Consider the following 24,961-nt stretch of genomic DNA (forward strand, 5'->3'; position numbering starts at 1 on the left):
ACACCGGCACCCCCTGCCGCGCCTCGGCGCCGCGCGCTGACGCAGGCGCCGGCGAGTACGGCGGCCACGGCTGCGCAGCGCCGTACGCTGCCGTCGGCGCCGGGGACGGTGGTGGCGGACGAGGGCGATCGATCGGGGGGCGAAACAACCGGCGACGCGGTGGTGCAGCGTGCGTCCGAGGGTGCGGCTCCGGCGGTGAGCGGAAGGCGGCCTGGCCGGTCCGCAGCTCCCGCCACACCGGAGGCGGCACCACTCCCATCCGGACAGGGCACGGCCGCCGGCCAGGGTCCGGCACCGGCGGGTAGGCCGGCACCGCCGCCGCTCCCAACGGCGGCAGCGCGTCCACCTGTTGTGCAGCGGCGGTCGGCGGGCGCCGCCCCTTCAGCGAGCGGTCCTACGACCCCAGCCTCGGCCGAGTCGCGAGCCACCCCCTCGACGAGCGGTGCGTCGGTCAACGGCCGTACGACACCGGCGGCACCGGCGCTGCCGGACGTCTCACGGACGCCCACGCTGCCGTCGGCCTCCGGCCCGGTTGTCCAGCGGAAGCCGGGGCACGCGGCCTCGGACACCACCGGCTCGGTAGGTGGGGCGACGGCGGTGTCCGTCCAACGTCAGGGGGGCTCGGCGGCCGCGGTGCCGCCGGTGCCCGGTCAGAGCGACGGCGGTACGGCCGGCGCTGTGACGGGGGCGCCGCTCCAGGGCCGAGGTGACTCGGTAGGTGGGGCGTCGGCGGTGTCCGTTCAGCGTCAGGGTGGGTCGGCGGCTGTGGTGCCGTCCGGGGCCGGTCAGAGTGATCGTGGGTCGGCCGGTGCCGCGACGGGAGCGCCCTCGCAGGGCCGAGGCGGCTCGACAAGCACGCCATCGGCAGTGTCCGTGCAACGCCACGTGGACTCGTCGGGCTCGGTGGGGGCGCCGCTTCAGGGCCGAGGTGGCCCGGTGGGTGGGGCGTCGGCGGTGTCTGTGCAACGTCAGGGTGGGTCGGCGGCTGTGGTGCCGTCCGGGGCCGGTCAGAGTGATCGTGGGTCGGCCGGTGCCGCGACGGGAGCGCCCTCGCAGGGCCGAGGCGGCTCGGCAGGTGGGGCGTCGGCGGTGGCCGTGCAGCGTCAGGGCGGGTCGGCGGCTGCGGTGCCGTCGGTGCCCGGTGCCACGACAGCGCCCCTTCGGGGCCGAGGCGTCTCGTCGGGCGCGACGTCGGCGGTGTCCCGTCAGGGCGATGGTGGGTCGGCCGGTGCTGCGACGGGAGCGTCCTCGCAGGGCCGAGGCGGCTCGACAAGCACGCCATCGGCAGTGGCCGTGCAACGCCACGTGGACTCGTCGGGCACGGCGTCGGAGGTGTCCCGTCGGGGCGACGGTGGTCCGGCGGGTGCTGCTGGGGCAGCCGCCCTTCGGGGCCACAGCGGCTCGTCGGGCACGGCGACGACAGCGCCCCGTCAGGGGCGCGGGGAACTGCGCGACCAGCCCCCACCGGCCGACACCGGACCCACAACCCCGAACGCCCAGGTGGCGACCGGCGGCAGCACCCCCTCCGTGCAACGTGCCGTGTCATCCCCTGGCACCCCGCGCCCCGGCCTCGGTGCCCCCCTGTCCCCGTCCCCGACACCGCCGCGCGGAGCGCCCGCACGCCCCGCAGCCGACGACACCACCCACCCTCCGGTGCAGCGACCGGCGACGCACAGCACAGGGACTCATGCCTCCGCACCCGCAAGCTCGCCCGCACCCGCACCCGCACCCGCACCCGCACCCGCACCCATTGCGCGTACCCAGGCCCCCACGCCGTCGGCCCCGGCTCCCGTATCCGTCCAGCGCGCCCCCGGCACCCCCCGCCTCGGTCTCGGCGCCCCCCTCAAGTCCCCCGCTCAGCCCGTACAGCGGCAGCGGCAGCGACAGGCACCGTCCGGTCCAGCTGACCGCTCGGCCGCCCAGCCGTCCCCGGCAACCGCACCGAAGCCGCCCACGCCCCTGCCGTCGATCCCGGCCGGCGCCTTCCACCAGCCTTCCTTCGCCCCCGCCACACCCCCGTTCCTGACGGAAGCCTCGGCCCCCGTCCCCACCACCGACGGCGGCCCCCCGGCAACCGTCCAGCGACGCCCCGCCACCCCCTCCTCCAGCACGTCGGCCCACGTGTCCGGCATCGCACCGACCAGGACGTTCCCGCCCACGCCGGGTGTCACGGCGACCGCGGCCTCTTCCCTCACCGTCCCCGTACAGCGGGCGACCACCGCCTCCGGCACCTCGCAGCCGGTCCCCCTCCGAACCACCAACACCAACGCCAACACCGGCACCTCCACCGTCCGGCACACAACCGCTCCCCAAGGCGGCACCACCCCCCTCCCCGAGGCCGCCCCCCTTCCCGTAGCCCCCCTCAACCCGCCCACCGTCCAGCGCGACACCCTCCCCACCTCGCCGCCGCCGGTCCTTCCCCCGCACTCCGTGAAGAAGGCCCCCGTCACCGGCTCCACCCCCACCCGCTCCCAGGCCCCGCTCACCAGGTCCGAGACGCCGCCACCCCCACCGCCGCCCCCGTCCTCGCCCCCGGACGACCCCCCGCCGTCGTACTCCGCCTCGGCCACCGGTGACGGTGACGACCCGCCGGAGTACACGGCGATCGAGGAGGGCGGCTTCGACCCGCGGGCCCTGACCGAGTACCAGGTGGACGCACTGGTCCACCGGATCATCGACCGGATCACCCGGCAGGTCCGCACGGAACTGCGCCGGGACCGTGAACGCGTCGGAAAGCTCCGCGACTTCCGCCCCTGAACCCCGCCCACCCTCCACGCCGTACCCGCCCCCACCCATCCGAAGAAAGGCCCCCGATGGCTCGCCAGGACCCGGGAACCACGATCTGGTTCAGCCTCTCCATCGACGGCGAGAGCCTCGGCTACTTCAACGGGTGCCAGGGGCTGTCCTCGCAGGTGGAGGTCGAGCGCAGGCAGGAGGGCGGCAACAACGGCTTCGTGTGGCAACTGCCCACCCGCGTCACCTTCTCCACCATCCGGCTGACCCGTCCGCTCACCCCGGACACCTCCAAGGTCGCCAAGTGGATCTCCTCCGTGCAGACCGGCATCAAGCGTCCCACCGCCCAGATCACGGCGCTGCGGGCGGACGGCTCGGAGGTCGCCCGCTGGGGTCTCCTCGACGTCCTGCCCGTGAGCTGGCAGGGCCCCTCCCTCGACCCGGCCAGCCCCGCCGTGGCCACCGAGGTCCTGGAGATCACCCACCACGGCTTCACGGACTGAGCGGGACGAGAGAGACGAGAGGCAAGAGAAAGACATGGCCAGCAGCAGCCGGGGCGCCGGCAAGAGCCTCGTGCGCGCCACCCTGGAGATCCACCAGCCCCCGCCGAGCGGCAGCCGCACCCCGGGCGCTCTCATCAAGTCCTTCCACTTCGACTTCAACCCGGCGCAGCTCAGCATCGGCCGCCGCGCCGACTGGAAGTCCTCGTACGCGCCGATCGAACGCGACGGCCCGCTCCCGGAGTTCCTCGGCGCGTACCCGCGGCAGATGAACGTGGAGATCTTCCTGGACTCCTCCGACGACCCGACCGACAACACGGTGCTCAAGAAGGTCGAGTCGCTGCTGACCTGCTGCGAGGTCACCAGTCAGAGCATCGCGAACAAGCGGCCCTCGCCGCCGTGGGTGGTCTTCGAGTGGGGTTCGTTCTCGACGGCCCGCTTCACCGCGTTCGTCGCCTCCGCCGACGCCTCGTACACCCTGTTCGGGACCAGCGGGATGCCCATCCGGGCCACCTGCCGGCTCCAGCTCCAGGAGATCCCGACCAAGACCCCCGGGCAGAACCCGACCTCCGGGGCGCTCACCGCACAGCGCGTGCACCGGGTGGTCGCCGGGGACTCGCTGCAGGCGCTGGCCTGGCGGGAGTACGGCGACGCGTCGGCGTGGCGGTCGATCGCCGACGCCAACGGGATCGACGACCCCAACCGGCTGCCCACCGGCACGGAACTCGTGCTGCCCGCCGCCGAGGAGGTGCGGCGCTGATGGTGAAGTACGCGTATTCGAACATCATCAAGGTCACCGTCGACGGGAAGGACCTGAAGTCCGACCCGGTGTGGGGGTCGGCCCTGGTCGACGCCACCGTCGACCAGGGCGTCGGGGTGCCCGCCGCCTTCCAGCTGACCTTCCGCGACAAGGACCGCAAGCTCTTCGGCGACCTGGGCGTCAAGTTCGGCAGCGAGGTGGTGCTCACCCCGATGTCCGACGGCCAGGACACCGCGGGCCCGCTGCTGACCGGCGAGGTCACCGCGATGGAGGCCGAGTACGACGGCACCGGCAGCTACGCGGTGATCCGCGGCTACGACAACGGCTTCCGGCTGATGCGCCAGCGCCGGGTGGTCGCCTACCGCAACCAGACGGCCTCCGACATCGCCCGCAAGCTGGCCGGGCAGGACGGGGTGCCGATCGGCCGGATCGACGCGACGAAGACCGTCTACGAGTTCATCAGCCAGAGCAACGTCACCGACTGGGAGTTCCTCGCGCGGCTCGCCGACGAGAACGAGATGGTGATGTCGGTCGACGCGAAGGGCAAGTTCCAGTTCGTGAAGCCGAAGGACGCCTCCGGCGCGCCCTCGACGAGCACGGACGGCGACAAGAGCCCCTTCGTCCTGGAGGCCGGGCACGACATCCTGCGGCTGCGCTCCGCGGTGACCGCCGCCGACCAGGTCGCCACCGTCGAGTCCCGCGGCTGGGACGTGACGACGAAGAAGACGCTCACCGCGACCTCGAAGGCCAACGGGAACAAGGCGTACAGCATCGGCGCCACCCCCGGTGACGCCTACGCCAAGTTCCCGGCGGCCAAGCTGGTGGAGACGCGTACCCCCTACGACAAGCAGTCGGAGGTGAAGTTCGCGGCGGACGCCCTCTCCGACGACGTGACGAGCGGGTTCGCGGAGGTCGAGGTGATCGTCCGGGGCAATCCGCAGCTGCGGCCCGGGGTGCCGGTGGCGCTCAAGGACGTCGGCACGCCCTTCGCCGGCAAGTACACGGTGACCTCGGTACGGCACGTCTTCGGCGACGCCAAGCACTACGAGACCTGGGTGACGGTCAGCGGCCGGCAGTGGCGCTCCCTGTACGGGGTGGCCTCGGGCGGCGGGGCCACCGACGCCGGTTCCGACCGGCAGCTGAGCGTGGCCCCGGCGCTCGTCACCGACGTGCAGGACCCGCTCCAGCAGGGCCGGGTGAAGATCAAGTTCCCCTGGCTCGACGACACCTACGTCAGCGACTGGACGCGGACCGTGCAGATGGGCGGGGTGCGTGGCGGCGGGGTGTTCCCGATGGACGTCGGCGACGAGGTGCTGGTCGCCTTCGACCGGGGCGCCCTCGACCACGCGTACGTCATCGGCGGCCTCTACAACGGCAAGGACAAGCCGACCCGGGTGCGGGACGTCCCGCTCCACGACGGCCTGCGCGGCCGCGCCACCCGGCACACGATCTCCGACCGCGTCGGCAACCGCATGGACCTGCTCGACCAGCGGGGCCGCAAACAGGGCGTCCGGCTGGCCAGCGGCGACAACAAGCTGACCGTCCATCTCGACCGGCAGAAGACCGAGATCACCGTGGACAGCAAGGGCAGTGTCTCCATCAAGGGCAGCAGGTCGGTGTCGGTCGAGGCCGGCGCCAACCTGTCCCTGAAGGCGGGCGGCGCGCTCAGCATCAGGAGCGGCGGACCGCTCTCCCTGCAGAGCGCGGAACTCGTCGACATCAAGTCCCCCGCGGGCGCGGTCTCGGTGAACGCCGCCGCCGTGAACCTGATGGCGAACGCGGCCCTGTCACTGCGAGGCAACGCGGCCGTCGCGATCAGCTCCCTGGCCACCGTGGCGATCCAGGCACCCGAGGTGCCGGTCATCGGCAACCTGATGATGGGCGGACTGACCGTGATGGTGATCCCCGCATGAGCGGGCTCGAGGTCGTCCCCGAGGGGCGGGTGCGGAGCTGATGGCAGAACAGTTCGTGGGCTCGGGCTGGTCCTTCCCGCTGCGGATCGGCCCCACCGGTGGTATCGCCCTGGTCAGCGGCGAGAAGGAGGTGGAGGAGGCCATCCGCCTCGTCCTCTCCACGGCCCCCGGCGAACGCCCGATGCGCCCGGAGTTCGGCTGCGCCATCCACGACCTGGTCTTCGCACCGGTCAACGAACAGACCGCCGGCCGGATCCAGCACGAGGTGTACACCAGCCTGGACCGCTGGGAGCCGCGGATCGAGGTCGAGGACGTCGAGGTCAGCACCGGGGCCGACCCGAGCGTGCTGATGATCGACGTCCGCTACTCGATCCGCGGCACCAACAACCCGCGCAGCCTGGTCTTCCCCTTCTACGTCATCCCCTCCCACGACGAGCCGGACCTGCCGCCCGCCTCCTCGGACTCCTCGGAAAGCGACCGCTGATCCCCGATGGCCCTGCCCTCCCCGAACCTCGACGACCGGCGTTTCCAGCAGTTCGTCGACGACGCCAAGCGTTACATCCAGCAGCGCGCGCCGGAGTGGACCGACCACAACGTCTCCGACCCCGGCATCACGCTGGTGGAGACGGTCGCGCACATGGCCGACCAGATCGTGTACCGGCTCAACCGGGTCCCGGAGAAGAACCACCTGGCCTTCCTGGACCTGGTCGGCATCACGCTGTTCCCGCCGTCGGCGGCCCGCACCGAGGTGACGTTCTGGCTGTCGGCGGCCCAGGAGGACACGGTTCCGGTGCCGGTCGGCACGGAGGTGGCGACCCGCCGTACCGAGACCCAGGAGGCGGTGGTCTTCGCGACCGAACGCGACCTGGCGATCGTGCCGAGCGGGCTGCGGCACCTGATGAAGCAGGAGCGCGGCTCGGCCGTCGTGGACCTCACCCACGAACTCGCCGAAGGCAAGGACCTGTTGTGCTTCACCGAGTCCCCGAACCCCGGTGACTGCATGCTGCTCGGCCTGTCCGCGGCCGTCCCGCACTGCGCGGTCGCGCTCGACCTGGACAGCAGGGTCGACGGTGTCGGCGTGGACCCGCGGCAGCCGCCGCTGGTGTGGGAGGCGTGGACGGAGGACGGCTGGCGGGAGTGCGAGGTCGACCAGGACGGCACCGGCGGCCTGAACCGGCCCGGCGAGGTCGTGCTGCACGTCCCCGGCGGTCATGTGCTCTCCCGCAACGGCGGCCGGGAGGCGGGCTGGCTGCGCTGCCGGGTCACCGAACCCCACCCCGACCAGCCCTTCTACACCACCTCCCCGACGGTCCGGTTCGCCGAGGCCTGCACGATCGGCGGCACGACCGGCGCGGTGCACGCGGAGACCGTCGAGGACGAGGCGCTCGGCGAGTCCACCGGCCTGCCCGGCCAGCGGCTGCGCCTCGCCCACGCCCCCGTCGTCGGCGACACCCCGCCGCTGCTCCTGCAGACCGCCGAGCACGACGGCGAGGGCGGCTGGCTGGACTGGCAGGTGGTCCCGCACTTCGCGGCCTCCGGGCCGTACGACCGGCACATCACGCTCGACGCGACCACCGGCGAGATCGCCTTCGGCCCCGCGGTGCGCGAACCGGACGGCTCGCTGCGCCAGTACGGGGCGGTGGCCGCGAAGGGCGCCGTCATCAGGGCCCGCCGCTACCGCACCGGCGGCGGCCGGGACGGCAACGTGGCCCGGGGGGCCGTACAGATCCTGCGCTCCTCCATCCCGTACGTCTCCGAGGTCGTCAACCGGGAGGCGGCGCGCGGGGGAGTGGACGGCGAGACGGTCGCCGAGGCCAAGGTGCGCGCCCCGATCACGCTGCGCGCCCAGGAGCGGGCGGTGACCCTGCGGGACTACGAGGAGCTGGCCCGGCGCGCCGCCCCGGAGACCGCCCGGATCACCTGCCTGGAGGGCGAGGAGGGCGAGCACGGCGCCTACGCGGTACGGGTCCTGGTGGTCCCGCAGGCCGTCGCGGACCCCGGCGGGCGGCTGCGCTTCGAGCAACTCGTGCCCGGAGACGCCCTGTTGGACCGCATCACCCGCCACCTGGACGAACGCCGCCTGATCGGCACCAGGCTGGCCGTCGGGCCGCCCTTCTACCAGGGCGTCACCGTCGTCGCCACGGTGCACGCCTTCCGCGGGGTGGACGTGGACCGGGTCCGCCGTCAGGCCCACGACGCCCTCTACCGCCACCTCGACCCGCTGACCGGCGGCGCCGACGGCAAGGGCTGGCCGTTCGGGCGCCCGGTGCAGTCCGGCGAGGTCTTCGCGGTGCTGCAACGCGTTCCCGGCGTGGAACTCGTCGACGAGGTCGTCCTGCACCCCGCCGACCCGCTCACCGGCAAGCGCGGCGACCCGACGGACCGCATCGACCTGGACGCCCCGTCCCTGGTCTTCTCCTACGACCACCGGGTCCGGGTGATCGGCGAATGACGACCGCCAACGACGTGTCCGGAGGCCCGCGTTGAGAGGCTCGATCGACGGCCTGGGCTCCTCCACGCCCATCGGCCCGATGCTCCCCGCGGTCTTCGCCGACGACGACCTCGCCCTGCGCTTCGTCGCAGGCCTGGACGACGTGATCGCACCGATCCCCAACGTCCTGGACTGCCTGCCCAGTTACTTCGACCCGGCGCTGGCCCCACTGGACTTCGCGGAGTGGCTCGGCACCTGGGTCGGTGCGGAGACGGACGGCACCGAACCGGCACCGCTGCTCCGCGCGGCGGTGGCCGCGGCCGCCTACCTGCACCGCATCCGGGGCACCCGGCGCGGCCTGTCCGAGGCGGTCCGGCTGGCGTTCGGCGTGGCACCGGAGATCACCGAGAGCGGCGGCGCGACCTGGAGCGCCCGACCCCTCGGCGCGTTCCCCGGCACCCCGCGCCCCCACCTCCACGTCCACCTCACGCTGCCCGCGCCCACCCCGGCCGACGAGGTCCGCCTGGAACGCCTCGTGGCCGCCGCCCGCCCCGCCCACATGCCCTGCACGGTCCAGGTGACCGCGTCTTCCCCGTCCGCCGAAAGGACCCCGCAGCGATGACGACCACCCAGAACTGCACGGAGTGCGGCACGGTCGCCGAACCGGGCCAGTCCTTCTGCGACGCCTGCGGAGGGGTGCTGAGCTGGTCCGGCAACAGGGACACCCCGACCCCCGAGCCGACCCCGGCCACCGCGTCGAACTCCGCCGCCCCGCCCGACGGCTGGGACGCCTTCACCCGCCGCGACGGCGGCACCGGCCTCCCCCCACGGGACATCCGGACCCCGGCACCGGCAACGGCGACGGCAACCGCGACCGCAACCCACGACGACCGGGAAGAAGCCACGACGCCGGCGCCCCTTCAGGGGCGCGGGGCACTGCGCGACCAGCCACAACCCACCCGCACGGACTCCACGACCCCCGCCGCCCCCGAAGCCCCCACCGTCCCCACACCTCAAGCCGCAGACGAGACGACGCAGCCCCCCCAGGCCCCGCCCGCCGAAGGCGACGACGCCCACGACCGCGCCCGGCGCCTGCTCATCCCGGTGGCGGAACCCACCCCGACCCCGGCCCCCGCCACCGTCACCCCCGTCCTCCCCGGCCGCCCCACCCCCCAACGCCCCGCCTCCGTCCGCGCCCCCGGCGAAGACCTCGGCGCCCACGGCGGCACCCCCTGCCCCTGGTGCGCCACCCCCAACCGCCCCGACCGCCACTTCTGCACCCGCTGCGCCATGCCCATGGCCGGCCACCCCGACACCTCCCCGTCGGCCCCCCGCCCCTGGTGGCGCCGCATCCTCGACTTCCGCAACCGCGAGACCCCCTGGGCGGGCGACCGCCCCCGCCTGCGCCGCACCTTCGACCGCGTCCTCACCTGGATCGGCGTGGCCCTCCTCCTCACCGTCGTCGCGGTCCTCGCGGTCAACACGCCGAAGGCGATCAGCGCCACCCGCGACCACTTCGCCAAACGCGTCCAGGTGCCCCCGGACCGCGTCAGCGCGTCCCGCTCGTACGCCGGCCACAAGCCGGACCTGGCCTTCGACAAGGTGAACAACACCTGGTGGGGCCCGGGTGTGACGGAGTCCGGCCAGGGCGAGTGGATCGAGGCCCGCTTCGACGAGCCGACCCGGCTGCTGAACGTCATCTTCACCTCGGGCGAGTCGACCCACTTCGACCAGCTCAGGAAGTCGGCGCTGCCGCACCGTCTGAAGGCGACGATCAAGACGGCCGACGGGAAGACGGAGGACCGCGAGGTGACCCTGGACCAGACGGCCGGCGGCCAGACCCGCGGCTTCCGCGCGGCGGACGTCGTCTCGGTCCGCTTCACGATCGAGTCGTCGTACCAGGCGTCGCGCGAGACCCAGGTCGCCATCGCCGAGATCGAGTTCTTCGGCCCGTCCAGCGCCGGCTCCTCCTGACGCGCCCGACCCCTCATCCGCCTAACTCCTCATCAGGGAGCGGTACACAGCCGTGGACCTGGGGTTGCTTCGGCACCCCCAGACCCCGTGCGGGCAGTAGTCGGTGAGGGTCTGGTACACCGGCCGGGCGCTCGCGAACCAGTCCAGCATGCCCCGCAGGTACGCGGGGTCGTCCCCGTTCTCGTACAGTCCCCACTCCGGGTACGAGACGGGCTTGCCGTGGGCCCGGGCGAAGCCGACCTGGGCCCGCAGCCCGTAGGGCTCCGCCACCTGCTCGGGGAAGGTGAGCCCGCGCGGGGAGTCGTAGGCGTCCATCCCGACGATGTCGGCGTACCGGTCCCCGGGGTAGCACCGGGTCCAGGGGACCGCGTCCCGCCCCCGGTTGGGCGCGAAGTCGAAGCGGAACCGCTGGCCCGGCACCGACCGCATCGCCGTGACGATCCGCACCCAGTACGCCTTCCAGGCGGCCGGGTCGGGGCCGCAGCGGTGGGTGTACGTCATCCCGTTCATCTCCCAGCCGAGGACGACGACGGTGTCCGGCGCGCCGACCGCCACCAGCCGCCGGGCCAGCGTCCGGAAGTGGCCGTCGTACGACCCGCCCGCCCCGAGCCGCAGCAGGCGGCGGACCTCGGCGTCCGGCAGGTGGTCCTCCGTCCGTTCCAGCATCGGCACGTTGAGGACGAGCAGCCGGTCCGGTTCCGCCCGCCGCCAGCGCGCCCACAGCCGGACGAAGCCGGGGGCGCCCTCGATGTTCCGCCACACGTCACCGGGCAGGTAGGTGTGCCCGACGCGCGGCTCGTCGCGTCCCAGCCACGCGCCGAGCGCGCTCACCCGCCGTACGCCGTCGGCGCCGTAGCCGAGGTAGGCCCCGAAGGGACCGGGGGCGGCGGCGCGCGGGGTCTCCGGGCGGGAGACGGGGAGCAGCAGGAGGGCGACCAGTGCGGTGACCAGGACGAACCTCAGACGAGCCATGGGGTGCAGTCTGTCCGTTGCGGCACGGCGATGCGGGTGGTGCGGACATCTTCGAACTTTGTGCGATACGCCGGCCCGGTCTGAACGGATTCCCACCGTCCGCCCGTACCTCCGGGCACGTCAGCGTTCGACCGCAGATCGGAGTCCCCCGTGAACGCATCCGCAGCCATCGGCGTGACCGGCCTGGGCGTGATGGGCCGCAACCTGGCCCGGAACTTCGCCCGGCACGGCTACCCGGTCGCCGTCCACAACCGCACGCCCGCCCGCACCCGTGCGCTGCTCGACGAGTACGGGCACGAAGGCACGTTCGTCGGCGCCGAGAGCGCCGCGGAGTTCGTCGCCGCCCTCGAACGCCCCCGCCGCCTCATGATCATGGTGCAGGCGGGCGCGGCCACCGACGCCGTCATCGACGAGTTCGTCCCGCTCCTCGAACCCGGGGACATCGTCATCGACGGCGGCAACGCCCACTTCGCCGACACCCGCCGCCGCGAGGCCGCCCTGCGTGAGAAGGGGCTGCACTTCGTGGGCGTCGGGGTGTCCGGCGGCGAGGAGGGCGCGCTGCACGGCCCCGCCGTCATGCCGGGCGGGTCCGTCGAGTCGTACGCCGCCCTCGGGCCGATGTTCGAGGACATCAGCGCCGAGGTCGGCGGCGAGCCGTGCTGCACGCACGTCGGCGCCGACGGCGCCGGGCACTTCGTGAAGATGGTCCACAACGGCATCGAGTACGCCGACATGCAGCTCATCGCCGAGGCCTACGACCTGCTGCGGCAGGTCGGCGGATACGCGCCGGCCGAGATCGCGGACATCTTCCGCCAGTGGAACGACGGCCGGCTCGGCTCCTACCTCATCGAGATCACGGCCGACGTCCTCGCCCACGTCGACGCCGCGACCGGGGCCCCCTTCGTCGACGTCGTCGCCGACGCGGCCGGGCAGAAGGGGACCGGGCGCTGGACCGTGCAGACCGCGCTGGACCTGGCCTCGCCGGTCACCGCCATCGCCCAGGCGACGTTCGCCCGCGCGGCCTCCGGGCGCCGTGAACTGCGGTCCGCCTACGCCGGGTTGCCGGGCGGCACCACGCCACCGCTCAGCGCGACCGAGGCCGACCGCTTCGCGTCCCGTGTCGAGCACGCCCTGTACGCGTCGAAGGTCATCGCCTACGACCAGGGCTGGACGATGATCCAGGACGCCGCCGCCGAGTACGGCTGGAAGATCGACCTCGGGGCGGTGGCGCGGATCTGGCGGGGCGGCTGCATCATCCGCGCGTCCTTCCTGGACCGGATCCGCGCGGCGTACGGGGCCGACCCCGACCTCGTCAGCCTGCTCGCGGAGGGGGAGTTCGCGAAGGAGATCGCGGACGCGCAGGTGCCGTGGCGGGAGACCGTCGCGTCCGCGACCCGCCGGGGCGTCCCGGTGCCGGCGTTCTCGGCGGCCCTCGCCCACTACGACACACTCCGCGCGAACCGCCTCCCGGCGGCCCTCCTCCAGGGCCAGCGCGACTACTTCGGCGCGCACGCCTACCGGCGGACGGACCGGGAGGGCACCTTCCACACCCTGTGGGCAACAGACGGCCGCCCGGAAACAGAGGCCTGAGCGAAGCGCACCGTGAGGGGGGCGGGGAACTGCGCGATCAGCCACGACGAACCGCCGCGGGACTACGGTGCTCAGCCGTCCGCGGCGCCGTCGTGGCTGATCGCGCAGTTCCTCCCCCAGCCTTCGGCCGGGGGGACCCCAGCGCCCCTTACGGGGCTCTCACCGTCTCCGCCGGCGGCACCCGCAACGCCCTTCTCGTCGGCAGCTCAACAGTCACGTACGCCGTCACCACCACCGTCGCCGCCGCCGCGGGCAACAGCCACACCGGTCCCGCCGGCCACGGCCGCCCCAGGAACCCCTGGCCCAGCAGCACCAGCGGCAGCGTCGACAGCACCACTCCCGAGACCAGCGCGGCCACCGCGATCACCCCCGCCTCCCTCCGCATCATCGCGAGGATCTGTCCCGGCGTCGTACCCACCAGCCGCAGTGCGGCGATCTCCGTGCGGCGCTGGGCCGTCGCCGCGACCAGCCGGTTGGCGATGCTGAGCAGGAGGTAGCCGAGCAGGACGACGACGACCGCGAGGTTGATCCAGACCTCCGGCGGGGTGCCCGCGCCCGCCCGGGGCGCTGCGTCCGAGAGGACGAGGCCGGGCCGGGCCGCGGTCAGGGCGGTGAGGGTGCGCTCGGCGGTGGCCGTGCCGTCCGTGCGGACCAGCGCGCTGTCGTCGAGGCCCGTGGTGGTGTGGCCGGCGGCCAGGTCGTGGGAGAGCACGACGGGGCCGAAGCCGAGCCCCCGGTCGTAGACGGCGACCACCCGGGCGGAGACCGGCGTCCCGTCGCCGAGGAACAGCCTGATCCGGGCACCGAGTCGCGCGTCACGCGGTCCGGCCACCTCGCTGCTGACGGCGACCGTGGCGCCGGTGAGGGAGGACAGGCTGCCCTGTGCCACCCCCGGGTCGAGCACGTCCTTCGCCGCCGGGGTCAGCACCAGCGCGGAGGCGGACTCGGTCTCGGTGTCGCCGAACATGCGGTACGGCCACACCACGGTGGTCGTCCTGACGGGAGCCGCCGCCTCGACGCCCGGCAGGCGCCGCACGGCGTCCGGCGTGCCGGCCGGCAGCCCGCCGAGCGCCGGCGCGCTCAGCCGGTACTGGGCCGGCGTCCCGGTGCGGGTGTCGTCGGCGGTCGCGGCCAGCACGGTGGTCTGCGCGAGGGTGTACGTCAGCACGAACACGACCGCCATGGCGAGCGGGCTGACCACCCCGGTGACGCGCTGCGCGTACGCCCGCACGTTGGACAGGGCCAGCCAGGTCGGCGCGGACACCCCGGGGCGCAGCCGTCGTACGACCGCCTCGCCCGCCGTCCGCACGAGTGCGGGGCCGGCCAGCGCCAGGCCGATCGCGGCGACGATGCCCGCGATGGAGGTGGCGGAGGCGCCGAGCGGGGTGCGTTGCAGCAGCGGGGGGACGGACAGGGCGCAGGAGGCGGCCATGAGGAGGAGGCCTGTGGCCGTGCGGGCCCTGGACGGGGTGCGGGGTTCGCTGCGGGACTCGGCGACCGCCTCGGTGGCCGGCATCCGCGAGGTGCGCCAGGCGGCGCAGCGGGCGGCGAGGCCGACGACGGCGAGCAGCAGGACGACGGTCGCCAGGGCCGGGAACGGGCTGAAGGTGAGGGGGAGTTCGGCGGGCAGGACGCCCCGGTGGACGAGGAGGGTGCGGAAGCGGCCGGCCAGCAGGTGGCCGAGGGCGACCCCCGGGACCAGGGCCACGGCGGCCACGGCCGTCGACTGGGCCGCCGCCAGCCGGCGGATCTGCCTCGGCGTCGCCCCGACGGCCCGCAGCAGTGCCAGGTCCCGGCGCTGCCCGGCGATCGCCACACCCAGGGCGCCGGCCGTGACGAACCCGGTGATCAGCAGGACGATCCCGGCGAGCGAACCGGCGAGGAGGACCAGCAGGGAGCGCGCCGAACCGGCACCGGGAGCCACGGCAGTACCCCGGCCGGCACCGGTGAGCACCTGGAGCCCGCTACCGGCAACGGCCCGGCGGACGTCCGCGGCGACCCGCTGCTCGGCACCGGGGACGACCCGCAGCCCGACGAGATCGACGCCACCGCCGCCCAGCGCCCCACCGCCCGCACGCACGCCCACCGTCGCGCTCGTGCCCGCGGCCGAACTCGTACCTGCGTCCGTGCCCGCGTTCGCCTTCGTGCCCGGACTCGTACCTGTGGCCGGGCCCGTGCCCCTGTTCGCGGTCGGGGCGGTTGCCGTTTCGCTCGGCCGGTCCGCCAGTTCTTCCGCCCTCGGGTCCGGGAAGTAGATGCCCGCGTCCGGGGCGTGGACCAGGGCCGTGATCCGGTAGGGGGCGGGGGCGCGGCCGTTCGCGGTGATGTGGACGCGGTCGCCCACGGACAGGCCGGTCGACGCGTCCACCGCCACCTCGGCCGGGGTCCTCGGGGGCCGGCCCTCGATGCGCGGGTGGGCGAGCAGTTCCGTCGAGGACCAGCCGTGTCCGGCCGTCGCCGGGTCCTGGTCGGCGACCGGGACGAGGCGGCCGTGCGGCCCCCACACGGCGGCCGGGAACCCGAGGTCGCCGACGGCGGCCGTGACGCCGGGCAGTTTCGCCAGGCGGGCGGTGAGGGCGGCCGGGACCGTGGCCCGTTCGGGCAGCGCGATCGGCAGGTCACCGGCGACGTGGTACTCCTGGTCGGCGGCGACCACCACGTCCGCGCCGCCGAGCCGCCCGGGTGGCAACCGGGAGCGCAGCCCGGACTCCGCCAGCACACCCGTCGCGGTGATCAGCGCGGCGGCACCCAGGACCGCGCAGGCCACGGCGAGCAGTGAGGCGATCCGGTGGGCGGCCATCCGCAGGGCGAAGTGCAGCATCGCGCTCACCTCTCGCCCAACGCGGCCAGTCGGGCGGCGAGTCGGGAGGCTCTGGGCTGGTCGAGGGACTCCACCACCCGGCCGTCGGCCATCACCAGCGCCGTGTGGGCGCGGGCCGCGGCGGCGGGGTCGTGGGTGACCATCACGACCGTCTGGCCGAGTTCGTCCACGAGGTCCCGGAACAGGTCGAGGACCTGGTGGGCGCTGCGCAGGTCGAGCGCGCCGGTCGGCTCGTCGGCGAAGACGACGGCGGGACGCGCGGCCAACGCCCGTACCAGTGCCGCCCGTTGCTGCTGACCACCGGACAGCTCGGCGGGACGGTGGCGGAGCCGGTCGGCCAGTCCGACGCGTTCCAGCAGGGTGCGGATCCAGTCCCGGTCGGGGCGGCGGCCGGCCAGCCGCAGCGGCAGCGTGATGTTGTCCTCGACGGAGAGGGACGGGATCAGGTTGTACGCCTGGAAGACGAACCCGACCCGCTCCCGGCGGAGTTCGGTGCGCCGGGTCTCGTTCAGCCCGGCGATCTCCCGGCCGTCGATGCGGACACTGCCCGAGGTCGGCGAGTCCAGGCCCGCCGCACAGTGCATCAGCGTGCTCTTGCCGGAGCCGGACGGACCCATCACGGCGAGGAAGGTGCCGCGTGCCACGGTGAGTGACACGTCGTCCAGCGCCCGTACCCCGCCGGTGTACGTCTTCCCGACGCCCGCCAGCGCGATGGCCGGAGCACGCCGGGCACCGTCCGGGCCGGTGTGGTCCGCCCGTGCCCCCGGGGCCGGGCGTGTCCGCGGCTTCACCGGCGGCCGCGCAGCCGGCGCACGGCCAGGGCGCCCGCGCTGAGCAGGGTCACCCCTCCACAGGCCACGTTGACCCAGGGGTCGACGCCGCCGTAGGAGGCCGCCATGTTGGCCGCCGCGCTGAGCACCAGCAGCGTCCAGAGCAGGGCGCGGACGAGGTCCACGCCGCCGCCCGGCCCCGCCGCGGGCGGTGGGCCGGTGAGTCGGAAGGGATCGGTGCCGGCCAACGGTGCCTCCTACGGGACGTGACGTGCTGCGCTCTCGGGCTTCCTGCTCCGACGGGTTCGACGCTACGGACCGCTACCGGCCCCGGCCGATCCCGCAGGCGGGCGCTTCCGGGGTAGAGCAGGCTGTACTTTCCGGCTGCGGATGACGTCGGCAACCGGTGGACGTCCTAAGGTCGTTGGCGACCGAAAGGGGTGCGGATGGCCGTCACCGGGGTGCGGGCCGAGGGGGCCAGGGGCCTCGCCGCGCGGACGCTGCGGGCCGCGGGCGGTGCGCTCGCCGAACTCGTCGGCGGGGTGGGTACGGCCGCCCCGGCGTTCGCCCTGCTGCTCCTGCTCGCGGTGACGGTGGTGACCGCGCCGCTCGGCGTGGGCCTGCTCCTCGCTCCCCTCGCGCTGCGCGCGCTGCACGCCCTGGCCGGACGGGAGCGGGCGCGGCTGGCCCGGCGCGGGCCCGAGGTCGTCGCCCCGCAGTCGCCGCCGGTCCGGCTCCGGCTCGCGCTCGCCGACACCACCACCCTGCGCGAACTCCGCTGGCTGCTGCGGCACGGCACCCTCGGGCTGCTCCTCGGGCTCGTGGGGCTGTGGCTGCCGCTGTCCGCCGTACGGGACACCACGTTCCCGCTGTACTGGCGGTTCGCCCCGCAGGGCCTGACCGCCACCTCCTTCGGCTACGGCGTGGCGCACTCCTGGGCGGACGCGTGCGCGGTGTCGATGTCCGGCGTCGGCTCCCTCGCCGTCCTCCTGGGCCTGAGCCCGGCCATGGCCCGGCTCCAGGCGGCCCCGGGGCGGCGCCTGCTCGCTGCCGGACCCGACCAGGACCTGTCCCTCAGGGTCGCCGAGCTGACCGCGACCCGGGCCGCCGCTCTGGACGCCCACGCGACCGAACTGCGCCGGATCGAAAGGGCGTTGCACGACGGCACGCAGAACCGGCTGGTGTCGGTCACCGTGCTGCTCGGGGCCGCCCGCCGCCAGGTGGCCCGTGATCCGTCCCGGGCCGACGAGATCCTGGAGCGCGCCCAGTCCGCCGCGGAACAGGCACTGGCCGAACTGCGCACGGTCGCCCGCGGCATCCTGCCGCCGGTCCTCGACGACCGGGGTCTCGCGGGGGCGCTGTCGGGGCTGGCCGCCGAGTCGCCGGTGCCGTGCCGGCTCGACGTCGACGTGCCCGCACGGTGTGCCGCATCCGTCGAGGCCACCGCCTACTTCGTGGTCGCCGAGGCCCTCACCAACGTCGCCAGGCACAGCGGTGCGGAGCGGGCCGAGGTGACCGTGCGGGCCCGCGACGGCCGACTGACCCTGACCATCAAGGACGACGGCCACGGCGGCGCCGACGACACTCCCCGGGCTCGCGCCCCCCAGGCAGCCGCGCGAGCCGACGAGCCCTCCGCCACCGCGGAAGGCGACGGAGCCTCCGGCACCGCGAAACCCGGCACACATTCCGGCACCGCCGAAGTCGGCCCGGTGTCCGACACCGGGGAACCCGTCGAGCTTTCCGGCACCGGGAAGACCGACGACCCTTCCGGCGCCGGGAGACCCCGCGTCGGCGGTTCGGGCATGCCCGGCGAAGCCTCCGGCACCGGGAAACCCGGCGCACATTCCGGCACCGCCGAAGTCGGCCCGGTGTCCGGCACCGCGGGACCCGTCGGGGTTTCCGGCGCCGGGAAGGCCAACGGCGCCTCCGGCAGCGGGAGACCCGGCGTCGGGGGTTCCGGCATGCTCGGTGGGGGCTCCGGTACCGGGGGAGCCGGTGGGGGTTCCGGGCTGGTCGGGATCCGGCGCCGGGTCGCGGCGCACGACGGCACCTTCCGCCTGACCAGCCCGGTGGGCGGACCGACCTGTCTGGAAGTGGAACTGCCCTGTGGAACGTGACGAACCCCTGCGGATCGTGCTGGCCGAGGACGACCCGCTGCTGCGCGAGGGCCTCGCCCTCCTGCTGCGCGCCGAGGGCCTGGACGTGGCGGCCGCGGCGGGCACGGCCGAGGACGTGCTGGACGCCGTCGACGCGCACCGCCCCGACATCGCCCTCCTCGACGTCCGGATGCCGCCCACCCACACCGACGAAGGCATCCGCGCGGCCGTCGAGGCCCGGCGTCGCCACCCCGGCCTCGCCGTGCTCGTCCTCTCGGCCTACGTCGAGCAGAGCTTCGCCACCCAGCTGCTCACCGCCGGCGTCGGCGGGCTTGGCTACCTGCTCAAGGAACGGGTGGGCCGGGTCGAGGAGTTCCTGGACGCGCTGCACCGGGTGGCGGCCGGCGGGACGGCGATCGACCCCGAGGTGGTCGCCCAGCTGTTCACCCGCTCCCGCCAGGACACCCGTCTGGAACGGCTGAGCCCGCGCGAACGGGACGTACTCGCCCTGATGGCGGAGGGGCTCGGCAACTCGGCGATCGCCGAACGCCTCGTCGTCACGGACGGCGCCGTGCACAAGCACATCCGGTCCATCTTCGCGAAGCTCGACCTGTCCCCGGCCGACCGGGTGGACCGCCGGGTGGCGGCGGTCCTGCACTACCTGGAGGACGCCAGGGCCCGCGCCCGCTGACCGGAGGTCAGACGCGGACGCCGAACATGAACGGGCCGCCGATGGTGCTCATCGACTCGTAGCGGACGACCGTGCCGGTGCGCGGGGCGTGCAGGATCTGCCCGTTGCCCGCGTACAGGCCCACGTGGTGCAGGTCGTTGAAGAAGAAGACGAGGTCGCCGACCTGGAGCTGCGAGGCCGAGTAGATCTTGGTGCCGATGGTCGCCTGCGACTCGGAGGTGCGCGGGATGGAGACGCCGGCCTGCGCGTAGGCCCAGGACGTCAGGCCCGAGCAGTCGTAGGAGGACGGGCCGGTGGCGCCGTACACGTACGGGGTGCCGATCTTGGTCTTGGCGGCGGCGAAGGCGGCGGCGGCCCTGCCGGTGGCGGAGGTGTCGTCGCCGAGGTCCACACGCTCGCTGGAGGAGCGGCTGGCGCGGTCCTGCTCGGCGGCGAGGGCGGCCTTCTCGGTGGCGGTGAGGCTGTTGAGCAGCTTCTGCGCCGCGGCGAGCTTGGCCTGAACTTCCTTCTTCTTCTGGCCGAGTTCGGTGCGGGTGGCGGCCAGGTCCTTCAGCTTGCCGGACGCCTCGGCCCGCTCCTGGGCCAGTTCGCGCTGCTTGGCCTGGATCTTCTTCAGCGTCTCGACCTGCTGGCTGCTCAACTGGTCCAGTGTGGACGCCTTGTCGAGGTAGCTGTCCGGGTCGGAGGAGAGGAAGAGCTGGAGGGACGGGTCGAGGCCGCCGCTGCGGTACTGGGCCGTGGCCATCGAGCCGATGCCGTCGCGCAGTTCGTTCAGCTCGTCCTGGCCGCGTGCGACCGAGTCCTGCAGCGCGGATATCTGCTTCTGGAGCTTCTCCTGCTTCTCCTTGGCCCCGTTGAACTTCTCGGTGGCCTGCTCGGCCTCCTCGTAGAGCTTGTCCACACGGGACTTGACCTCGTTCTTGCTCGGCTTCTCGCTGGGCGCCGCGTCGGCCGCCTGGGCGGAGAGGGCCACGGCCGCAGCGGCGGCGGAGGTGAGCACGGTGACCCGAGCACGGCTCGGCTGCTTGGGACGACGGTGGGACGCCACGGAGGCGAACTCCTTCCGAGCAGAGGTTCGGGGCAACAGACACTAATGACTCTCTTATGTTCAGTTCAAATCTTCGCTCGAAAATTCTTGGCCGGAAGTGATCGGGGCGAGCTGTTGTAAAGAACCTTGACAGTTAATTGGTCTAGTCCAAACATGGGCGTCCATGAGACGCACCCGTGCCCTGCACGCCCTGACGGCAACTGCCTTGTCCGCCGCGCTCGTCGCCCTCGGGTCCGGCGCCGCGCACGCCGCCCCGCACTCCCCGGTCGCGCGGCCCGTGCCCGCGCACGTCGCCGCCCCCTACGTCGAGACCTGGACCGGCCAGAGCCCCGCCGCGCTCGCCGCCGACTCCGGCAACAAGTACCTCACCCTCGCCTTCCTCCAGGCCCCCGAGGCCGGTTCCTGCACGGCCGACTGGAACGGCGACCCCACCCGGCCGGTCGACCCGTCGGTCCTCGGCGCCGACATCGCCGCCCTCCGGGCCCGCGGCGGCGGCGCGATCCCCTCCTTCGGCGGCTACAGCGCCGACACCACCGGCACCGAACTCGCCGACAGCTGCACCGACGTGCACGCCATCGCCGGGGTGTACGAGAAGCTCGCCACGACGTACGGCATCTCCCGCATCGACCTCGACGTGGAGGCGGACTCCCTCGCGAACACCGCGGGGATCGACCGGCGCAACAAGGCCGTCGCGGAGGCCGAGCGCTGGGCCGGACGCACCGGCCGGCCGCTCCAGTTCTCCTACACCCTGCCGACGACCACCAAGGGCCTGGAGGCCGACGGCCTCGCCGTCCTCCAGAACGCCGTCGCCAACCACGCGCGCGTGGACGTCGTCAACATCATGACCTTCGACTACTACGACGGCGCCGCCCACGACATGGCCGCCGACACGCAGACCGCGGCCGAGGGTCTGTACGCCCAACTCCACGCCCTCCACCCGCACCAGAGCCCCCGGCAGCTGTGGGGCACGGTCGGCGTCACCGAGATGCCCGGCATCGACGACTACGGCCCCGCGGAGACCTTCACCACCGGCAACGGGGCGCAGGTCGCACGCTGGGCCGCCGCCCAGGGCATCGACACCCTCTCCTTCTGGGCCCTCCAGCGCGACAACGGCACCTGCGTCGGCACCGGCGGCTCCGACTCCTGCTCCGGAATCCCCCAGGACCCCTGGTACTTCAGCCACACCTTCGCCCGGTTCACCGGGGCGCGCCGGTAGGCCGCGCGGACGGCCCGGGTGTCCACAGGGTGTGGACACCCGGGCCGTGCCGGGCTACGGGTTCACGACGCTGCCGCCGAAGGTGACGTTCAGCTTGCCGCTGGAGGCGAAGGACCAGCCGAGGGCGCCCGCGTAGGAGGAGCACCGGGAGCCGTTCGTACCCGTCCAGAACTGGTTGGAGCTGTCGGCGTCGCCGACGGTCTTGTCGTTCGAGCCGCTGACGGAGAAGCGGCACGAGGTGTTGGTGCGGAACACCGAGGTGCCCTTGTCGAAGGAGAAGTTGCGCTCGGCGTTGTCGATGCCCACGTTGTTCGAGACGGCCATCGTGCCGGGGTTGCTGTTGTAGGTGAACCCGTGGTGTCCGTTGCCGTAGGCGATGTCGTGCCGCACCACGTGGTTGACGGCGATGGCGTCGCCGCCGAGCTTGTAGCCGTTGCGGTCACCGTTCGCGTTCTGTGTGCCGTCGGTCAGGGTGCCGTTGCCGTAGGAGAGCGAGTACTCGATGGTGACCGGGCCGATCGCGCCGGTGTCGGTCTTGGTGTACAGGTCCCAGCCGTCGTCGATGTTGTTGTGCGAGACGTCGTACCGGAAGACGTTCCCGGTGCCGGTGGTCAGCTTCGACGCGAACCCGTCCGCGTTCTCGCCGCCGCTGTCCTCGTTGTCGTGCGACTCGGAACTGACGATCAGGTTGTTCGCGGGCCACCCGCTGCTGGGCGTGGTGGAGGAGATCCGGCCGAGCTGGAGGCCGGTGTCGCGGTTGTACGCGGTGACCGTCCGCTCGACGACGTTGTTGCTGCCGCCGACGTAGATCCCGTTGTCACCGGCGTGCTCGACCGTGAGTCCGTACAGGTGCCAGTAGTCGGCGAAGAGCTGGATGCCCCGGTTGGACGAACTCTCGCTCTGCGCCGAGAAGTCGAACACCGGGGTCTCGCCCGGGTAGGCGGAGAGCGTGGTGCGGGCGCCGGCGGTGCCGTCGGAGCCGGCCGGGATGGTCACCGTGGCGGCGTAGTTGTACGTCCCGCCGCGCACGTAGATCGTGCCGCCGGCGGCGATCCGGCTGATCGCGGAGGTGAGCGTGGTCGGCGCGGACTGGGTGCCGGCCGCGCTGTCGGTGCCGCTCGGCGATACGTACAGCACCGTGGACGCGGCCTGCGCGGGGGTGCCGGACAGCGCGACGAGCGTGCCGGCGACCAGGCCGACGGCCGTGATGACTGGTCTCACGTGCATCGTTGTCTCCGTTCGGATGCGTTCCCAGAGGGCGCGGTAAGCGCTTTCTAAGGGAAGCTAGAAGCGTGTCGTGGGCGCGTCAAGGTTCACGGATGTAAAGAAAATTCAGAGATGTGATCGACGGGGTGACGGAATACGCGTCAAGGCCCTCCGGTTGTGCGTCGTATGACCGAGATCACGGACAAGATCGACCTTGGTGCCGTCGGTGTCTGGCGCCACTCGAAGACCGGGCCCGAGGTGGCCGTCGAGGTGGAACGGCTCGGCTACGGCACCCTCTGGCTGGGCAACGTGACCGACCCGGACCTGGCGGTGGTCGAACGGCTCCTCGACGCCACGCAACGGCTGGTGGTCGCCACCGGCATCGTGAACATCTGGTCCAACCCGGCCGACCGGGTCGCCCGCGCGTACCGGCGCATCGCCGAACGTCACGCGGACCGCTTCCTGCTGGGCGTCGGCGCCGGACACCCGGAGGCGACCAAGGAGTTCGTACGGCCGTACCAGGCGCTGAACGACTACCTGGACGTCCTCGACGAGGGTGGCGTACCGGTGGCACGCCGGGCGCTGGCGGCGCTCGGTCCCCGCGTCCTGCGCCTGGCCGGCGCGCGCACGGCGGCCGCGCACCCCTACCTCGTCACCCCCGAACACACCCGGCAGGCGCGCGGGATCCTGGGTGCGGGACCGCTGCTGGCACCCGAGCAGAAGGTGGTCCTGGAGAACGACCGTACCCGGGCCCGCGCGGTCGGCGACGCCACCCTGGGCATGTACCTGGGGCTGGGGAACTACGTCAGCAACCTGCGCCGTCTGGGCTTTGACGACGCCGACTTCGCGGACGGCGGCAGCGACCGCCTCTTCGACGCGTTGCTCCTGCACGGCACCACGGCCCAGGTGGCGCGGGGCCTACGGGCCCACCTGGACGCGGGCGCCGACCACGTGGCCCTGCAACTCGTACACCCCGACGACACCGACCCCCTCCCGGCGTACCGGGAACTGGCGTCGGCACTGGGGCTGGTGGCCGGGTAGCGGGCGCGCTCCGGGGAGCGACCGACGGGGAGAGGCGGCGAGGAACCGCCGTCTGTCGTCCGCCGGGGATCCGCCGGGGATCCGCCGGGGATCCGCCGGGGTGTTACGGCAACCGCGTGCCGGCATGGGCCGGTTGCCGTTCGGATCGAGTGGGGGCCGGTGCGGGCGGGCCCGCCGGACCCTGCGCCGACGTGACGGTAGTGGCGGGCGGCGGTGGACCGGCCCGTCGTGGTCGGAGGGCGGGAGCAGGGGCCGGTTCCGGCGGGGAGGTCGGGGGATCTGCGCCGGAACCGCTGCCCGGCAGGGGCCTCAGCCGATGCGGGCGCCGGTGCCGCTGACCCGGACACGGGGGTCGCCCGCGCGCAGGGTGACCGTGAGTTCGCCGGGGCGGCCCAGGTCCTCGCCCTGATGCAGGGTGAGGACCGCGTCCTCGGGAACCAGGCCGAGCTCACGGGCGTACGCACCGAACGCGGCGGCCGCCGCACCGGTCGCCGGGTCCTCGACGACCCCGCCGACCGGGAACGGGTCCCGGACATGGAAGACGGTGGCCGACGCCCGCCACACCAGCTGGACCGTGGTCAGGTCCAGGCGGTGCATCAGGGCTTCGAGGCGCGCGAAGTCGTAGGCGAGGTCGGCGAGGCGGGCCCGGGTCGCCGCCGCGAGCACGAGATGGCGGGCGCCGGCGAACGCGATGCGGGGCGGGAAGGCGGGGTCGAGATCGGCAGCCGGCCATCCGAGCGCGGCCAGCGCCTCCGCGAGGTCGGCGGCGGAGATCTCCTCGGTGTGCGGGTCGACACTGGTGAGCGTGGCCCGGACCGCGCCGCCCTCCACGGTCACCGTCACCGGGACCGTGCCGGCGCGGGTGGCGAACACCAGCTCGCCGGGGCCCGTCCGCTCGGCGAGTGCCACCGCGGTCGCGATGGTGGCGTGCCCGCAGAACGGCACCTCGGCCCTGGGGCTGAAGTAACGGATGCGGTAGGCCCGTTCCGACCCGTCGGCCAGACCGTCCGGGGGCGCGGTCAGGAACGCGGACTCCGAGTACCCGAGGTCGGCGGCGATGGCCAGCATGTCACCGTCGTCCAGGCCGGTCGCGTCCAGTACGACCCCGGCGGGGTTGCCGCCGTCGGGGGTGCCGGAGAAGGCGGTGTAGCGCAGTACCTCGGGGCGTGGCGCGTTCGTCGTCATGACCGGGGCAACGT

General features: G+C 73.6%; 19 protein-coding genes and 1 pseudogene. 13 read left to right on the plus strand and 7 right to left on the minus strand.

Annotated elements, in window-relative coordinates; all coding sequences use genetic code 11:
- The first annotated feature begins 2,121 nt into the window (after positions 1–2,121).
- Genes ABZ646_RS03170 through ABZ646_RS03205 form a run of 8 tightly spaced genes read left to right on the plus strand, consistent with a single transcriptional unit; the run spans position 2,122 to position 10,311 of the window.
- The gene (locus tag ABZ646_RS03170) at positions 2,122–2,757 is read left to right on the plus strand and encodes a hypothetical protein (RefSeq protein ID WP_360512385.1); all 636 of its coding nucleotides are present in this window, start codon (positions 2,122–2,124) and stop codon (positions 2,755–2,757) included.
- 56 nt (positions 2,758–2,813) lie between these two features.
- Entirely contained in the window at positions 2,814–3,236 is a 423-nt protein-coding gene (locus ABZ646_RS03175) for a phage tail protein (RefSeq protein ID WP_132888528.1), read from the plus strand.
- A gap of 34 nt (positions 3,237–3,270) precedes the next feature.
- Positions 3,271–3,993, plus strand: a complete 723-nt coding sequence (locus tag ABZ646_RS03180) for a LysM peptidoglycan-binding domain-containing protein (RefSeq protein ID WP_360512387.1) — start codon at positions 3,271–3,273, stop codon at positions 3,991–3,993.
- Positions 3,993–5,906 carry a VgrG-related protein gene (locus ABZ646_RS03185; protein WP_360512389.1) on the plus strand — a complete coding sequence of 638 codons (1,914 nt, stop codon included), beginning with the start codon at positions 3,993–3,995 and terminating at the stop codon, positions 5,904–5,906. Before ABZ646_RS03180 ends, ABZ646_RS03185 begins: the two co-directional genes overlap by 1 nt.
- A 40-nt stretch (positions 5,907–5,946) precedes the next feature.
- Positions 5,947–6,390: a GPW/gp25 family protein gene (locus ABZ646_RS03190; protein ID WP_132888531.1), complete on the plus strand. Its 444-nt coding sequence runs from the start codon at positions 5,947–5,949 to the stop codon at positions 6,388–6,390.
- 6 nt (positions 6,391–6,396) lie between these two features.
- A complete protein-coding gene (locus tag ABZ646_RS03195) occupies positions 6,397–8,358 on the plus strand; it encodes a putative baseplate assembly protein (RefSeq protein WP_360512391.1) in 1,962 nt (653 codons plus the stop codon).
- A gap of 31 nt (positions 8,359–8,389) precedes the next feature.
- Entirely contained in the window at positions 8,390–8,959 is a 570-nt protein-coding gene (locus ABZ646_RS03200) for a phage tail protein (RefSeq protein ID WP_360512393.1), read from the plus strand.
- A complete protein-coding gene (locus tag ABZ646_RS03205) occupies positions 8,956–10,311 on the plus strand; it encodes a zinc ribbon domain-containing protein (protein ID WP_360512395.1) in 1,356 nt (451 codons plus the stop codon). The genes ABZ646_RS03200 and ABZ646_RS03205 overlap by 4 nt, the downstream gene beginning before the upstream one ends.
- Positions 10,312–10,332: 21 nt before the next feature.
- On the opposite strand, the gene ABZ646_RS03210 is transcribed toward ABZ646_RS03205, so the two are convergent.
- A complete protein-coding gene (locus ABZ646_RS03210) occupies positions 10,333–11,283 on the minus strand; it encodes a glycosyl hydrolase (RefSeq protein ID WP_360512397.1) in 951 nt (316 codons plus the stop codon).
- 150 nt (positions 11,284–11,433) lie between these two features.
- Here ABZ646_RS03210 and gndA point away from each other — a divergent pair, with 150 nt between their 5' ends.
- Complete coding sequence (gene gndA, locus ABZ646_RS03215; RefSeq protein ID WP_360512399.1) at positions 11,434–12,873, plus strand: NADP-dependent phosphogluconate dehydrogenase; 1,440 nt, start codon at positions 11,434–11,436, stop codon at positions 12,871–12,873.
- A 148-nt stretch (positions 12,874–13,021) separates the two neighbouring features.
- Here gndA and ABZ646_RS03220 read toward each other — a convergent pair whose 3' ends face one another.
- The 3 genes from ABZ646_RS03220 to ABZ646_RS03230 all read right to left on the minus strand — a co-directional run bounded on the left by ABZ646_RS03220 (position 13,022) and on the right by ABZ646_RS03230 (position 16,712).
- Positions 13,022–15,694, minus strand: coding sequence for an ABC transporter permease (locus ABZ646_RS03220; RefSeq protein WP_360512401.1), 2,673 nt, complete (start codon positions 15,692–15,694; stop codon positions 13,022–13,024).
- Positions 15,695–15,699: 5 nt separating this feature from the next.
- On the minus strand, positions 15,700–16,407 hold the full coding sequence (locus ABZ646_RS03225; RefSeq protein ID WP_360512431.1) for an ABC transporter ATP-binding protein: 708 nt from the start codon (positions 16,405–16,407) through the stop codon (positions 15,700–15,702).
- A 74-nt stretch (positions 16,408–16,481) separates the two neighbouring features.
- A complete protein-coding gene (locus ABZ646_RS03230) occupies positions 16,482–16,712 on the minus strand; it encodes a hypothetical protein (protein WP_360512403.1) in 231 nt (76 codons plus the stop codon).
- A gap of 198 nt (positions 16,713–16,910) precedes the next feature.
- On the opposite strand from ABZ646_RS03230, the gene ABZ646_RS03235 reads away from it, so the two are divergent.
- Together ABZ646_RS03235 and ABZ646_RS03240 are read left to right on the plus strand one after the other, a co-directional pair.
- Complete coding sequence (locus ABZ646_RS03235; protein WP_360512405.1) at positions 16,911–18,581, plus strand: sensor domain-containing protein; 1,671 nt, start codon at positions 16,911–16,913, stop codon at positions 18,579–18,581.
- A gap of 7 nt (positions 18,582–18,588) precedes the next feature.
- Positions 18,589–19,251 (plus strand): response regulator transcription factor, encoded by a 663-nt coding sequence (locus ABZ646_RS03240; RefSeq protein WP_360512433.1) that lies wholly within the window; start codon positions 18,589–18,591, stop codon positions 19,249–19,251.
- 7 nt (positions 19,252–19,258) lie between these two features.
- On the opposite strand, the gene ABZ646_RS03245 is transcribed toward ABZ646_RS03240, so the two are convergent.
- Positions 19,259–20,299, minus strand: a complete 1,041-nt coding sequence (locus ABZ646_RS03245; RefSeq protein ID WP_360512407.1) for an NlpC/P60 family protein — start codon at positions 20,297–20,299, stop codon at positions 19,259–19,261.
- A 163-nt stretch (positions 20,300–20,462) separates the two neighbouring features.
- Here ABZ646_RS03245 and ABZ646_RS03250 point away from each other — a divergent pair, with 163 nt between their 5' ends.
- Positions 20,463–21,515: a chitinase gene (locus tag ABZ646_RS03250; protein ID WP_360512409.1), complete on the plus strand. Its 1,053-nt coding sequence runs from the start codon at positions 20,463–20,465 to the stop codon at positions 21,513–21,515.
- A gap of 54 nt (positions 21,516–21,569) precedes the next feature.
- On the opposite strand, the pseudogene ABZ646_RS03255 reads toward ABZ646_RS03250, so the two are convergent.
- Positions 21,570–22,652, minus strand: a pseudogene (locus ABZ646_RS03255) (right-handed parallel beta-helix repeat-containing protein); the annotation flags it as partial.
- Positions 22,653–22,907: 255 nt separating this feature from the next.
- Between ABZ646_RS03255 and ABZ646_RS03260 the strand changes: the two are divergent.
- The gene (locus ABZ646_RS03260) at positions 22,908–23,762 is read left to right on the plus strand and encodes an LLM class F420-dependent oxidoreductase (RefSeq protein ID WP_360512411.1); all 855 of its coding nucleotides are present in this window, start codon (positions 22,908–22,910) and stop codon (positions 23,760–23,762) included.
- 309 nt (positions 23,763–24,071) lie between these two features.
- On the opposite strand, the gene ABZ646_RS03265 is transcribed toward ABZ646_RS03260, so the two are convergent.
- The gene (locus ABZ646_RS03265; protein WP_360512413.1) at positions 24,072–24,947 is read right to left on the minus strand and encodes a PhzF family phenazine biosynthesis isomerase; all 876 of its coding nucleotides are present in this window, start codon (positions 24,945–24,947) and stop codon (positions 24,072–24,074) included.
- Between the last annotated feature and the right edge of the window lie 14 nt (positions 24,948–24,961).

Origin of the sequence: Streptomyces sp. NPDC007162 (genome assembly GCF_040634175.1) — a bacterium.
Classification (GTDB): Bacteria; Actinomycetota; Actinomycetes; order Streptomycetales; family Streptomycetaceae; genus Streptomyces.